This window comes from Terrabacter sp. P2_E3 (assembly GCF_056403915.1).
Genome location: NZ_JBFUEN010000014.1, coordinates 37159 through 50936, shown reverse-complemented (window position 1 = coordinate 50936; position 13778 = coordinate 37159). Strand labels below are relative to the sequence as shown.

The following is a 13778-nucleotide window of genomic DNA, read 5'->3' as shown; positions in this document are numbered from 1 at the left end:
TGTACGCTGACCCGTTCCCCCGCCCGCAACGCACCGAGCAGGTCGCCACCCACCGCCTCGAAGTCCCGGTGAGTCTGCACCTTCTCGGCGTGCTGCCCTGCACGGAAGGCTGCTGCGCGTGACGTCGCTCGACTCCGAACTCGCCCGGGAGCAGGCCTACCTCGACGACGCGCGGGAGCAGCTGGCCCGGATGCGCCGGCTCGCGGAGTCGCTCGACGCGTCGAAGGCGAGCGATGCGATCTCGGGCGAGGTCCTCGGCTGGGTGCTGGCCCGACGCATCGCGTCGCTGCAGGACGACCCGCGCACGACCCTCTTCTTCGGCCGGATCGACCTCGACCCCACGGACGGGCCGGCGGAGCAGTTCCACATCGGCCGACGGCACGTCTCCGACGAGGCGGGCGACCCCGTCGTCGTCGACTGGCGCGCCCCGATCTCGACCGCGTTCTACCGGGCGTCGCCGCTCGAGCCGATGGACGTCGTGCTGCGGCGTCGGTTCGGCGTCGACAGGGGTCGCCTCACCGCCCTCGAGGACGAGCACCTGCGCGAGCCCGATCAGTCCGGCTCGCCGGCAGGCTCGCTCCTCGCGGCCGAGATCGAGCGCCCCCGCACCGGTCCGATGCGCGACATCGTCTCGACGATCCAGCCGGAGCAGGACGACATCGTCCGCAGCGACGTGGCCGTGAGTGTCTGCGTGCAGGGTGCGCCGGGCACGGGCAAGACGGCCGTCGGACTGCACCGTGCTGCGTGGCTGCTCTACTCCTTCCGCGACCGCCTGGACCGCTCCGGTGTGCTCGTCGTCGGCCCCAACCGCGCCTTCCTCGACCACATCGGCGCCGTCCTGCCGTCGCTCGGCGAGGTGCGAGTCGGCCACGCGACGATCGAGAGCCTGCTCGACCACGGCCGGGTGCGCGCCGAGGAGACGGCCGACGTCGCCGCCCTCAAGGGCGACCCGCGCCTCGCGTCGGTGCTGCGCCGGGCCGTCTGGTCGAGCATCGTGCGCCCCACGGAGGCGGTCGTCGTACCGCGCGGTGTGCGCAAGTGGCGCGTGCCGGCCTCCGAGGTGGCCGACATCCTCGACGAGCTGGCCGCCCGCGGCGTGCGCTACTCCGCCGCACGCGACCTCCTCCCCCAGCGGCTCGCGCACCACGTCCTGCTCGAGATGGAGCGCGCCGGCGAGGCGCCCGACGACCGCGTGCAGGACGCCGTCGCCAGGTCGGCCGCCGTCAAGACGTACGTCTCGTCCGTCTGGCCCGCGCTCGACCCGCAGGGGGTGCTGCACCGGTTGTGGTCCGACGCCGACGCGCTGCGGGCCGCTGCCGGCGACGACCTGACCGACGCGGAGCAGTCGATGCTGCTGTGGGACAAGCCGGCCCGCACCAAGGGCGCCGCCCGCTGGTCGCGGGCCGACATGGCCCTGCTCGACGAGCTCGCCGACCTGCTGCGTCGCCTGCCGAGTCTCGGCCACATCGTGCTCGACGAGGCGCAGGACCTCTCCCCCATGCAGCTGCGCGCCGTCGGCCGGCGGTGCTCGACGGGCTCGGTCACCGTCCTGGGCGACATCGCCCAGGGCACGACGCCGTGGGCGACCGCGTCCTGGGACGAGGCCATGCGTCACCTCGGCAAGGAGGACCACGACCTCGTCGTGCTCGACCGCGGCTTCCGGGTCCCAGCCGTCGTCATCGAGTACGCCGCGCGCCTGCTGCCCGTCATGGCGCCGGGCCTCGGCGCACCGGTGTCGGTGCGCGACAACCCCGGACGGCTCGAGATCCGACCCGCAGCGGCGGGCGAGCTCGACGTCGAGGTCGTGCGGGCGGTCGAACGCGCTGCGAGCGCTGCCGGCTCGGTCGGCGTCATCGCGCCGGACACCGACGTCGACCGGGTGTCGGCCGCCCTCGCGGCTGCCAGTGTCTCCCACGGCCGGCTCGACCGCGACCACGGCGACGACGAGGACCACCAGGTCGAGGTCGTGCCGGCCAGCGTCGCCAAGGGTCTGGAGTTCGACCGCACCGTCGTCGTCGAGCCGGCCGCGATCGCCGCGGCCGAGCCCGACGAGCGCACCGGACTGCGGCGCCTCTACGTCGTGCTGACCCGAGCGGTCTCGGAGCTGACGATCGTGCACGCCGAGCCGCTCCCCGAGGCGCTCGGCGCTGCCTGACGCGGGCTCAGCCGAGCCCCTGGTGGGCCGCCCACCTCTCAGCGGCCCGGTCCGCGGCGGCCGCGACGAGTGCAGCGAGCTCGGGGCGGTCCGGCACGGTGAACGACACGTAGGCCCCGCGCCCGCCCTCGACGGGTCGGCCGTACGCCTTGGCCGCGAGGTGGCCGTCAGGGAGCATCCGGACGTTGAGGGTGTCGAGCCGGAACTCCTGACCCCGGCGGGAGTCGTTCCAGCGCAGCGGCTCCGGGATCGTCACGTTGATCGCCATCGCACTGACGACGAGCACCTCGTTGTCACTCATGGCATCAGGCTCCCACTCGTCCCGGTCTGATCGCGGTCAGACGCCGATCGTCAGCGCCGCGGTGTAGCCGGACGACGCGCTGCCCGACATCGTCGCGAGCTGGTGGATGCCACCGTCGTCACCGAAGACGTTGTCGCGCTGGAGACTGACCTGTGAGAGGTTGCCGACGCTCTGCTCGTAGCCGGTCGCGGCATAGACCGCCTCGCAGGTGGCTTGGGGCAGGGCGATCTGTGACGTCTTGACGATGGGGCCGCTCGACGTCGCGTCGCTCACCTTCGAGTAGACCTCGAAGTGGATGTGCGGCCAGCGCCCCGCGTAGCAGGCCGGGAAGATCGACGTGAAGGTCGCCGTGCCCGACTCGTCGGTGGCCTGCACGCCGCGCAGGTAGTTCTCGTCGGCCGCGGCCTGGCTGTACATCGAGTAGTTGCCGTCGCGGTCGCAGTGCCAGACGTAGACGGCGGCGCCGACGAGCGCCGAGCTCGTCGCGAGATCCTTCACCGTCAGCTTTACCGTGAGGGGCACTCCCTGGGCCGTCGTCGCCGACGAGCCGAAGCTGCTGCGGATGTCGCGGCGCACGATGCCCGAGTCGTCGAGGACGTTCTGGCCGTTGGAGCCGTCGCCCGGGTAGGGACCCGCGGTCTCGTCCGGCGCCTCGACGAGGTCGGCGTCGGCCGTGTCGCCGGAGGTGGCCGTAGACGTCCCGGCTGCGGCACTCGTCGTGGACGCCGAGGACGTGCTCGCACTCGTCGAGCTGCTCGTCGCCGATCCGGTCGAGGCCGCGGACGGCGTCCCGGTGCTGCACGCCGCGAGCGCGCCGGCGACCCCGAGACCACCGAAGAGGGTCAGGGCACGACGCCGGTCGACGAGCGTCTGGAGGTCGTAGACGAGACCCCGGTCGTGGTCCTCGATCTCGTGGCCGTGCTCGTCGAGCCACTCGTGCGGAGGAGCCGAGGGAGTACGCGGTGCCATGGGCCGACCCTTTCGTCGCGGGACCCGGTGGTCCCTCCTGAGAAGACTCTGGGAGTCGCGTCCGTGCTGAGCCGTTGCGCCGTCTGTGCGGCCGCTGTGAGAGGGGCTGTCATCGAGGGGCACCCTCGGTCCCAGGCATCACGAACGCTCGTCCTGCGTCCACCGGCCGGGGTCGAGCGCACACTCCTTGACCCTGGAGGCGTCGGGCGTGTCGACCGTGGCGAGGTAGACGTACCACCTGCCGTCGTGCTGGGCGGCGAGGCGACAGGCCGCCGACCATCCCTTGAGCTCGAACACCGGTGACCGGGCCGGGATGAAGCCGGCCGAGTGCTCAGTGGCCTCCGGCAGCTCGGACTGGGTGAGCTCGTTGAGACTCGAGTAGGTGCACGAGACCCGGAAGACCTCCGGTCCGAGCTGGGCGGGTGCGAGCGCCTGCGGCCGATCAGGGCGCGAGCTGTAGGTGACGCCGTCGTGCACGACGAAGTCGGTGAAGTCGATGAGTGCGCGCTGCACCGGCGTGACCACCACCGGCGGGCAGCCGGGCACCGCGACGGTGGTCGCTGCCGGGGCCGCTGGCGGATGCCGGACCGGCTGCACGCATCCCGACAGCGCGCCCGCGGCGACGAGCACCGCGCCGCCGGCTGCAAGCCGCCCTGCGAGGGTCACAACAGCAACGTACGACGTCCGGAGTCGAGCCGGACCGCCAGCCTCGGGCTCCGTCACCACATCGTGACGGGGCGCCCGTCCGTGGCGTCAGACGAGGGCGCGCAGCGCCAGCAGGTAGGACTGCAGGCCGAAGCCGGCGACGGTGCCGGTCGCGACGCCCGCGACGACGGACGTGTGCCGGAACTCCTCGCGCGCGGCCGGGTTGCTCAGGTGCACCTCGACGAGGCTGCGACCGCTCGTCGTCACGATGGCACACGCGTCGCGGACGGCATACGAGTAGTGGGTGAAGGCGCCCGGGTTGAGCACGACGTCGGCGCCGACGTCGACGGCCTCGTGCAGCCAGTCGATGAGCTCGCCCTCGTGGTTGGTCTGGCGGCAGTCGGCGACGAGTCCGAGTTCGCGCGCCTCGCGCTGCACCGCGGCGTGGACGTCGTCGAGCGTGTCGGAGCCGTAGACCTCCGGCTCGCGGCTGCCGAGACGGTTCAGGTTGGGGCCCGACAGGACGAAGACCGTGGGTGCCGTCATGGCCGTGAGTCTAGTGAGCCCTCGCGTCGGGGCGCCGCGACACGAGGCCGTAGGCCGCCTGGAGCAGCGCGTCGTCAGGCCCGGCCAGACGGTTCGGCCGGCCCAACCCGTCGAGCACGACGAAACGCAGCGTCGAGCCCCGGGACTTCTTGTCGCGTCGCATCGCGGTGAGCAGCTCGTCCCAGCGCCCCGCGGCATACGTCGTCGGGAGGCCGAGCGACTCGAGGACCGAGCGGTGTCGCGCGACGAGCGCGTCGCCCTCGGGACCGGTCAGGTGACCGGTGAGGCGGGCGAGCTCGGCGACGTAGACCATGCCGACTCCGACTGCCTCGCCGTGCCGCCACGAGTAGTGCTCCACCTGCTCGATGGCGTGGCCCAAGGTGTGGCCGTAGTTGAGGATCTCGCGCAGCGAGCTCTCGCGCAGGTCCGCGGCGACGACCTCGGCCTTGACCCGGACGGCGCGCTCGATGAGCTCACGCAGGTGCGGGTTGGCGGCGCTGCGCGCCTGCTCCGCGTCGTCGGCGACGGCCATCTCCACGAGGTCGAGGATGACCGGATCGGCGATGAAGCCGCACTTGACGACCTCGGCCAGTCCCGCGACGAGGTCGGCCTCGGGCAGGCTCGAGAGGACGTCGACGTCGCAGAGCACCCCGGCCGGGGGGTGGAAGGCACCGACGAGGTTCTTGCCCTCGGCGGTGTTGATGCCGGTCTTGCCGCCCACGGCTGCATCGACCATCCCGAGCAGGGTCGTCGGCACCTGGACGACGCGCACGCCGCGCAGCCATGACGCCGCGACGAAGCCGGCGAGGTCGGTCACCGTGCCGCCTCCGACTCCCACGACGGCGTCGGTGCGGGTGAAGCCCGCCCGGCCCAGCTGGGCCCAGAGGGCTGCCGCGACCTCGGCCGTCTTGGCGGCCTCCGCGTCGGGCACCTCGGCGACGTGGACGGCATACCCCTGGCTCTCGAGGGCCGCGGTGAGACGCGAGGTCAGCTCCGGCAGCGTCGGGGGGTGGACGACGAGGACGCGCTCGACGTCGTCGCCGAGCAGGTCACCGACCCGGTCGAGGACGCCGGACCCGATGACGACGTCGTAGTCGTCGCCGACGGGGATCGTCGTCGGCTCGGCCGCACCGCTCACGCGCGGGCCGCCTCGAGCTCGGCGACGACGACGTCGACGACCTCCTCGGGCGTGCGTCCCGCGGTGTCGACGCGCACGGTCGCGACGCGCTCGTAGGTGGGGCGACGGTCGTTCATCATCCGCACCCACGATGCGCGGGGGTTGACCGACAGCAGCGGGCGCGAGCGGTCGAAGCCGATCCGCTTGCTCGCGTCGGCGATGGCGACGTCGAGGAAGACGACGGCGTGGCGGGCGAGGGCCACCTCGGTGAGCGGGTCCATGACGGCTCCCCCACCGAGCGAGAGGACGCCAGACTCCTCCGCGAGGGCACGCGCCACCTCGGCACGCTCGAGGTCGCGGAAGACCGACTCGCCGTCGTCGACGAAGATGTCGGAGATCGAGCGTCCCTGCGCGGCCTCGATGGCCGCGTCGACGTCGTGGAACGGCACGCCGAGCCGCGCCGCGAGGGCCTGGCCGACCGTGGTCTTGCCGGCGCCGGGAGGCCCGACGACGACGGCGACCGGTCGGGTCACGTGCTCGTTCACCATGTGCGCAGCCCCTCCCGGATGCCGTCGAGGTATGCCGTGTGGTTGCGTGACGTCTCGGCCACCGAGTCGCCCCCGAACTTCTCGAGGCAGGACTGCGCGAGCACGAGCGCGACCATCGCCTCGGCGACGACGCCCGCTGCGGGCACGGCGCACACGTCGGAACGCTGGTGGATGGCGGTCGCGGCCTCGCCCGTCGCGACGTCGACCGTCGACAGGGCGCGGGGCACCGTGCTGATCGGCTTCATCGCGGCGCGGACGCGGAGCACCTGACCGGTCGACATGCCACCCTCGGTGCCACCGGCGCGGCCGGTGCGACGGGTGATGACGCCGTCGACCATCTCCATCTCGTCGTGCGCCTCGGAGCCACGACGGCGGGCCGTCTCGAAGCCGTCGCCGACCTCGACGCCCTTGATCGCCTGGATGCTCATGAGGGCCTGGGCGAGCTGCCCGTCGAGCTTTCGGTCCCAGTGGACGTGCGAGCCGAGGCCCGGCGGCACGCCGTAGGCGAGCACCTCGACGACGCCCCCGAGGGTGTCGCCGTCCTTCCTCGCCGCGTCGACCTCCGCGACCATGGCCGCGGACCCCGACGGGTCGAAGGCGCGCACCGGGTCGGCGTCGAGACGCTCGACGTCGTCGGGCGTCGGCAGGGCCGCGCCTGCGGGCACACCCGTCGTCCCGATCGAGACGGTGTGCGAGACGAGGCGGATGCCGTAGGACTGCTCGAGGAACCGGGCGGCGATCTCACCGAGGGCGACCCGGGCCGCCGTCTCACGGGCCGACGCGCGCTCGAGCACGGGGCGGGCGTCCTCGTGGCCGTACTTCTGCATGCCGACGAGATCGGCATGACCCGGCCGCGGGCGGGTCAGCGGCTTGTTGCGCGCGACCTCCTTCTCGGCGTTGACGTCGTCGGAGGCGGCGAACGCCTCGTCGCTGACGGCCTCGGGGCTCATCACGGTCGTCCACTTGGGCCACTCGCTGTTGCCGATGCGCACCGCGATCGGCGAACCGAGCGTCAGGCCGTGGCGCAGCCCGCCGAGGAACTCGACCTCGTCCTGCTCGAACTTCATCCGCGCGCCGCGGCCGTAGCCGAGCCGGCGGCGGGACAGGGCGTCCTGCAGGTCCTTCGCGCCGACCTCGACTCCGGCGGGGAGCCCCTCGATCATGGCGACGAGTGCGGGACCGTGCGACTCACCGGCCGTCAACCAACGCAACATGACCCGATCCTCCCACGGGGTCCGTCGTCGCCCCCGACCCGCCCGCTCCGCGGGACCGCGGGCCGGGGCCGGCTCCGTCGGGTTCGGGTCGGTCAGACGAGCGGGCGCACCTGGACGAAGAGCGAGATGAGCAGGCCGAGCAGCATCCACGGGCCGAAGGCGATGTCGTCCTTGCGGGTGCCGCGCCGGAGGACGAGCCGCACGAGCCCGTAGACCCCCGCGAGGATGAACGCGGCGTACGACGCGACCAGGGTCGTCGACACGCTCACGTAGCCCGTCGCGAGACCGACGAGTCCGGCGAGCGTCACGTCGCCGTAGCCGAAGCCGCTGCCGAGCAGCGCGGCCACGAGGGCGAGGACGAAGTAGATCGTCCAGAGGACGGCGCCGGCGATCGCCGCCCGCCGCAGCGCCTCCCAGTCGCCCGAGGCGAGGGACGCCAGCGCGAGCTGGGCGACGAGCAGGGGGTATGCCGGCCGCGTCAGTCCGCGCGGGAGGCGGTGCACGTCGGCGTCGATCCAGGCGAGTGCGACCGCGACGAAGGCGAACGCGAGGTAGGCCGGCGTCAGCGCCCAGTCCGACAGCGGACCGAAACGCCAGCCCAGCAGCCCCCAGAGCAGGGCGAGCGCGACGGGGACGACCACCGAGGGCACCCGCGGCAGCGGCCCCGTCTCGTCGTCGAGCCGGTAGCCACCCGTCGCGACGCGGCGACGGAGCACCGCTCCGACGAGCGCACCGGCGACGGTGAGCGCCAGGACGAACCACCACGGCGCACCGGGGGCCTCGGCCCACGTCATCGGCGGGATCACGGCTCGTCACGCCGATCGCGCAGCGCCACCCGGAGGGCGTCCGCCATGGCGCCGAGCGGTGCCTCGTGACCCGTCATGAGGCGTACCTGCTCGGTGGCCTGGTGCAGGAGCATGTCGGTGCCCTCGGCCACGCTCCAGCCACGCCCACGGGCTGTGCGCTGGAGGCGCGTCTCGCCCGAGCCGTAGACGACGTCGAGGACGACGGGGCGGTGGTCTCGGTGGGTCGCGACGGGGAAGCCGTCGAGGCCGGGCACCGACGCAGGTGGGACGGTGCTGACGACGGCGTCGACCTCGGCCCCTGCGGCCCACTCCCCCAGTCCGACGGTCTCGACGGCCAGTCCGGCCGCCTCGGCCTGTGCCAGCGTCTCGGGGCGGACCCGGTCGCGGACCATGAGGACGACGCGCCCGCCGGGTGCCAGCGTCGCGATCGCCGAGCGGGCGGTGGCGCCCGACCCGATGACCAGCAGGCTCGTGGGTTCGGTGCACCCGGCGAGGCGCAGCGCCGTCGTGAGGCCGTGGACGTCGGTGTTGTGGGCCGTCCAACCGGACGAGTCGTCTGCGTGGCGCACGAGGGTGTTGGCGGCCCCCGTGGCCGCCGCGACCGGCGTCACGGTCGTCGCAGCGCGCAGCGCGACCTGCTTGAGCGGCATCGTCAGCGACAGACCGACCCAGGTCTCGTCGAGCCCTGCGAAAGCGCCGGCGAAGCCGGCCTCGTCGACCTCGCGCCGCTCGTAGGACCAGTGGTGCAGGGCCAGGGCCGCATACGCCGCGCGGTGCAGCACGGGTGAGAGCGAGTGCCCGATCGGGCTGCCCCACACCGCACAGTGTCGGGCGACGCCGCGCCCCTCGCTCAGCACTTGCCCTTGTTGTCGGTGCACCACTTCTGGAACTGCGCCACGTTTCGCTGGTGCTCCTCGTACGTCGCGGCGAACTTCGTCTCGCCGGTGTCGAGGTTGACCGTCACGAAGTAGAGCCACGGTCCGGCCACCGGGCTGGCGGCTGCCTCGAGGGCGCTCTCGCCGGGGTTGGAGATCGGGCCGGGAGGCAGGCCCGTGAACCGGCGCGTGTTGTAGGGGTTGTTGCTGTCGAGCATCTCCTGCGTCGGCACGCCGCGCTTCTTGAAGATGTAGTTGACCGTCGAGTCGAAACCGAGCGACATCTTGGCCGCGAGACGGTTCTCGACGACTCGGGCGACCTTGGGGCGGTCGGAGTCGAGCTGGGCCTCACCCTCGACGAGGCTCGCGACCGTGACGACACGCTCCATCCGGTCGGGTGTGATGCCGAGTGCGTCCAGACGCTTCGTCGACTCGGCGACCATCTGCTTGAGCTGGTCGAGCGCCGTGGCCGTCGGGCCGAACTCGTAGCTCGCCGGGAAGAGGTAACCCTCGAGGTTGCCCTTGGCCGACGGCGGCAGTCCGAGCTCGTCGACCTTCTTGGCCGCGGCGGTGTACTGCGCCACCGGGATGCCCGACGACGCGGAGAGCTTGGCGTAGATCTCGGTCGCCCAGAGCCCCTCGGGGATGGTGACGCGGGTGACGAGGCGGTTCTTCGGGTCGACGAGGATCGAGAGGGCGTCGGACGCCTTCATCTGCTTCTTCATCTCGTAGACGCCCGGCTGGATGCCTGCGCTCTTCGGGTCGTTGTTGGCGGCCTCGATGAAGGCCTTGCTCGACTTGACGACGTCCTGCTCGGCGAGGGTCTTGGCGATCGCGCTGCCGCCCGCACCCTGGTCGACGGTCACGCGGATCTCGCCCGTGCCCGGCCCCGGGTAGTCGTTGGACTCGAGGAAGCCCTCGACGACGGGCTTGAGCGCCTTGTAGGCGACGGCCACGCCGCCACCGATGACGGCGAGGGCGAGCACGATGACGACGAGTCGCCGGAAGACGGACGGCCTTCCCTTCGGCGCACCGGAGGAGCCGCCCTTGCCGCCGCGACGGCTGCTGCGCTTGCGAGCGGCGAGCTCCTGCTCGCGCATCTCGCGTCGGCTCATCGGGGGCGCGGCGTGCGTTTCCTCGACGTGCTCGACGGTCTCCTCGTGGTCGCCGAAGATGGATGTCTCGAGATGGTCCTTCATCGGCGACGTTCCTTCTTCCGTTTGCCCCCCGGGGTGACGGTCTCTCCGGGCGGCCTGCCCGACAGCGCTTCGGTGTCGAGGGCCGACTGCAGGATGAGCACCGCAGCGGCCTGGTCGACGACGGCCCGTTGCCCCCGACCCGGGACGCCGCTGTCGCGTAGTCTGCGGTGCGCGTCCACGGTGGTCAAGCGTTCATCGACCATCCGCACCCCCACCGTACCCAGACGGGCCGCGAGCCGACCGGCATAGTCGCGCGCGATGCGGGCGGCCTCGCCCTCGTCGCCCGACAGCAGCCGCGGCAGGCCGACGACGACCTCGATCGCCTCCAGCTCCCGAGTCAGGGCGACGATGGCCTCGACGTCGCTGTCGGACGCGACGTCGCGGGGCAGCGTGCGCACCGGGTGGGCGAGCACTCCCGAGGCGTCCGACGCGGCGACGCCGACGCGGGCATTGCCCACGTCGACGCCGACGCGTGCCCCGGGACGGGTGCGGGGGTCGGTCAAGTCACGCGCTCCGGTTTCGGAGCTGGTCCTCGACGGTGCCGAGAGCCACCGAGACACGGGTCGCGTCGGTGCCTCCGCCCTGGGCCAGGTCGTCCTTGCCGCCGCCACCGCCGCCGAGCGCCTGAGCGGCCGACTTGACGAAGGCCCCGGCCTTGAGCCCGGCCTCCCGGGCGCGCTCGTTCGTCGCGACGATGACGACGGGACGACCGTTCGCCACGGAGGCCATCGACACGAGCACCGGCCGGTCGTTGCCGAGGCGGCCCCGCACGTCGGTGACGAGCTTGCGCAGGTCGTCGCCGGTGACCCCGTCACCCGCGTCGTGGCTGACGAACGTCACGCCGGCGATGTCGCGAGCCGACTGGACGAGACCGGACGCAGCCCCGAGCACCTGGCTCTGGCGCACGGCGGCGATCTCCTTCTCGGCGTCGCGCAGCCGTCCGAGGATCGTCGCGATGCGGTCGGGGAGCTCGTCCCGGCGGACCCCGAGCGTGTCGGTCAGCTGGCTGACGATCGTGGCCTCGCGGGCCAGGTGGGAGTACGCGTCGGCACCCACGAGCGCCTCGACGCGTCGCACGCCGGAACCGATCGAGCTCTCGCCGAGCAGCTTGACGACACCGATCTGGCCGACGCGAGGTGTGTGCGTGCCGACACACAGCTCACGCGACCACTCGCCGATCGAGACGACCCGGACCCGTTCGCCGTACTTCTCGCCGAACAGCGCCATGGCGCCGAGCTTCTTCGCCGCGTCGATGTTCATGACGTCCGCCGTGACGGGCAGGTCGTCGAGCAGCACGGCGTTGATCCGCGCCTCGATCTCACCCATCGCCGCGGCCGGGGGGGCCTGGAGCGACTTGAAGTCGAAACGCAGGCGGCCCGGGGAGTTCTCGGACCCGGCCTGCGTCGCCGTGTCACCGAGCTCGTCGCGCAGGGCCTGGTGCACCATGTGGGTCGCCGTGTGGGCGCGCGAGATCGACCGGCGGCGCACGACGTCCACCTCGGCCTCGGCGTCCTCGCCCAGGCCGGCCTCGCCCTCGAGCACCGTCGCGCGGTGCACGACGAGGCCGGTGATGGGTCGCTGGACGTCGGTGACCTCGATGAGGGCACCGTTCGCGAGGCGGATGTGCCCGTGGTCGGCCTGCTGACCACCGGACTCCGCGTAGAGCGGCGTGCGGTCGAGCACGACCTCGATCTCGTCGCCGGGACCGACCCGGTCGACGACGGCGCCGTCGCGGATCAGTCCCCGGATGCGGGTGTCGGTCAGCGTCTGGTCGTAGCCGGTGAACTCGACGTCACGCCCGAGGGTGTCGGACAGCTGCCGGTAGACGCTCGTGTCACCGTGCGCCGACTTCTTCGCCCGCGCATCGGCCTTGGCCCGGTCGCGCTGCTCGCCCATGAGCCGGCGGAAGCCGGGCTCGTCGACCTGCAGCCCCTGCTCCGCGGCCATCTCGAGCGTCAGGTCGATCGGGAAGCCGTAGGTGTCGTGCAGCGCGAACGCCTCGGCCCCGCCGAGGGTCGTCGCACCGGACGACTTGGCCCGCGCCACCGCCGTGTCGAGGATCGTCGTGCCCGAGCTCAGGGTGCGCCGGAAGGCGTCCTCCTCGGCGTACGCGACCTGGCTGATCCGGTGGAAGTCGGTCTCGAGCTCCGGGTAGGAGGCCTTCATCCGATCCATGCTGACCGGCAGCAGCTGCTCGAGGGTCGGCGCGTCGACGCCGAGCAGGCGCATCGAGCGGACCGCACGGCGCAACAGTCGGCGCAGGACGTAGCCGCGGCCCTCGTTGCCGGGCGTGACGCCGTCACCGATGAGCATGAGCGAGCTGCGCACGTGGTCGGCGACGACGCGGAAGCGCACGTCGTCCTCGTGGTCGGCGCCGTAGCGACGGCCCGTGAGGTCCTCCGCGGCGGCGATGACCGGGAAGACCTCGTCGGTCTCGTAGATGTTGTCGACGCCCTGGAGCAGGAACGCGACGCGCTCGAGCCCCATGCCGGTGTCGATGTTGCGCTTGGGCAGCTCGCCCGCGATGTCGAAGTCCTCCTTCGACCGGACGTTCTCGAGCTCGTACTGCATGAACACGAGGTTCCAGAACTCGAGGTAGCGGTCGCCCGCCTCCCAGTCGCCGTCGGCGCCGAACTCGCGACCGCGGTCGAGCAGGATCTCGGAGCACGGGCCGCCGGGACCCGCGACGCCCATGTTCCAGTAGTTGTCCTTGCGCCCGAGGCGCACGATGCGGTCGTCGGAGAGGCCCGCGATCTTCTTCCAGAGCGCGATCGCCTCGTCGTCCTCGTGGTAGACGGACGCGTAGAGGTCCTTCTCCTCGAACCCGAGGCCACCCTCGGCCTGGCTGCGGGTGATGAGCTCCCACGCCAGCTCGATGGCGCCTTCCTTGAAGTAGTCGCCGAAGCTGAAGTTGCCGTTCATCTGGAAGAACGTGCCGTGCCGGGTGGTCTTGCCGACCTCCTCGATGTCGAGGGTCCGCACGCACTTCTGCACGCTCGTGGCGCGCGAGAACTGCGGGGTCTCCTGACCGAGGAAGTACGGCTTGAACGGGACCATGCCGGCGTTGACGAACAGCAGGTTCGGGTCCTCGTGCACGAGCGGGGCGCTCGGCACGACGGTGTGGCCGCGGCTGCCGAAGTACGAGAGCCAACGACGCCTGATCTCAGCGGTTTCCATGATGAGTCCTTGGGGTCGACGGGTGTGGTCTGCGGGAGCCCGTCGCGCGTGCGGACGGGCGGGCGGGGCGGGGTCAGCGAGGCGCCTCACTCGGGCGCGGCTGACCCCCGGGGAGCTCGCCTCGCCGGCTGCAGGCCACCGCTCCGGGTCGGCCTGGGTCCCTTGTGGGCCACGATCATCGTCCTTCGGTCGTCGGCGCACGCTCGCGCCGAGGTGGTTCAACCCT

13 protein-coding genes are annotated in these 13778 nt (G+C 72.2%); 1 reads left to right on the top strand and 12 read right to left on the bottom strand.

Annotation, left to right across the window (positions count from 1 at the left end):
* Window positions 1-118 precede the first annotated feature (118 nt).
* A complete protein-coding gene (locus tag AC1DW8_RS17880) occupies window positions 119-2155 on the top strand; it encodes a HelD family protein (protein ID WP_478095363.1) in 2037 nt (678 codons plus the stop codon).
* Window positions 2156-2162: 7 nt separating this feature from the next.
* Here the strand turns inward: AC1DW8_RS17880 and AC1DW8_RS17875 are convergent, their stop codons facing one another.
* From AC1DW8_RS17875 to alaS, 12 genes are all read right to left on the bottom strand, one after another.
* Window positions 2163-2456 carry a hypothetical protein gene (locus AC1DW8_RS17875; RefSeq protein WP_478095362.1) on the bottom strand — a complete coding sequence of 98 codons (294 nt, stop codon included), beginning with the start codon at window positions 2454-2456 and terminating at the stop codon, window positions 2163-2165.
* Between the two features lie 36 nt (window positions 2457-2492).
* Window positions 2493-3425: an intradiol ring-cleavage dioxygenase gene (locus tag AC1DW8_RS17870; protein ID WP_478095361.1), complete on the bottom strand. Its 933-nt coding sequence runs from the start codon at window positions 3423-3425 to the stop codon at window positions 2493-2495.
* Between the two features lie 138 nt (window positions 3426-3563).
* Window positions 3564-4091: a hypothetical protein gene (locus AC1DW8_RS17865; RefSeq protein ID WP_478095360.1), complete on the bottom strand. Its 528-nt coding sequence runs from the start codon at window positions 4089-4091 to the stop codon at window positions 3564-3566.
* An 87-nt stretch (window positions 4092-4178) separates the two neighbouring features.
* The gene (aroQ, locus tag AC1DW8_RS17860; RefSeq protein WP_056776452.1) at window positions 4179-4616 is read right to left on the bottom strand and encodes a type II 3-dehydroquinate dehydratase; all 438 of its coding nucleotides are present in this window, start codon (window positions 4614-4616) and stop codon (window positions 4179-4181) included.
* Window positions 4617-4626: 10 nt separating this feature from the next.
* Window positions 4627-5754: a 3-dehydroquinate synthase gene (gene aroB / locus AC1DW8_RS17855; protein ID WP_478095359.1), complete on the bottom strand. Its 1128-nt coding sequence runs from the start codon at window positions 5752-5754 to the stop codon at window positions 4627-4629.
* Window positions 5751-6281, bottom strand: a complete 531-nt coding sequence (locus AC1DW8_RS17850) for a shikimate kinase (RefSeq protein ID WP_478095358.1) — start codon at window positions 6279-6281, stop codon at window positions 5751-5753. The genes aroB and AC1DW8_RS17850 overlap by 4 nt, the downstream gene beginning before the upstream one ends.
* Window positions 6275-7495: a chorismate synthase gene (gene aroC, locus AC1DW8_RS17845; RefSeq protein ID WP_478095357.1), complete on the bottom strand. Its 1221-nt coding sequence runs from the start codon at window positions 7493-7495 to the stop codon at window positions 6275-6277. The genes AC1DW8_RS17850 and aroC overlap by 7 nt, the downstream gene beginning before the upstream one ends.
* A gap of 92 nt (window positions 7496-7587) precedes the next feature.
* A complete protein-coding gene (locus AC1DW8_RS17840; protein WP_478095356.1) occupies window positions 7588-8289 on the bottom strand; it encodes a prepilin peptidase in 702 nt (233 codons plus the stop codon).
* Window positions 8290-8297: 8 nt separating this feature from the next.
* Window positions 8298-9158, bottom strand: coding sequence for a shikimate dehydrogenase (locus AC1DW8_RS17835; protein ID WP_478095355.1), 861 nt, complete (start codon window positions 9156-9158; stop codon window positions 8298-8300).
* The gene (mltG, locus tag AC1DW8_RS17830; RefSeq protein ID WP_056776440.1) at window positions 9152-10375 is read right to left on the bottom strand and encodes an endolytic transglycosylase MltG; all 1224 of its coding nucleotides are present in this window, start codon (window positions 10373-10375) and stop codon (window positions 9152-9154) included. The genes AC1DW8_RS17835 and mltG overlap by 7 nt, the downstream gene beginning before the upstream one ends.
* The gene (gene ruvX, locus AC1DW8_RS17825) at window positions 10372-10878 is read right to left on the bottom strand and encodes a Holliday junction resolvase RuvX (RefSeq protein ID WP_056776437.1); all 507 of its coding nucleotides are present in this window, start codon (window positions 10876-10878) and stop codon (window positions 10372-10374) included. Before ruvX ends, mltG begins: the two co-directional genes overlap by 4 nt.
* Window position 10879: 1 nt before the next feature.
* A complete protein-coding gene (gene alaS, locus AC1DW8_RS17820) occupies window positions 10880-13552 on the bottom strand; it encodes an alanine--tRNA ligase (protein WP_056776432.1) in 2673 nt (890 codons plus the stop codon).
* Between the last annotated feature and the right edge of the window lie 226 nt (window positions 13553-13778).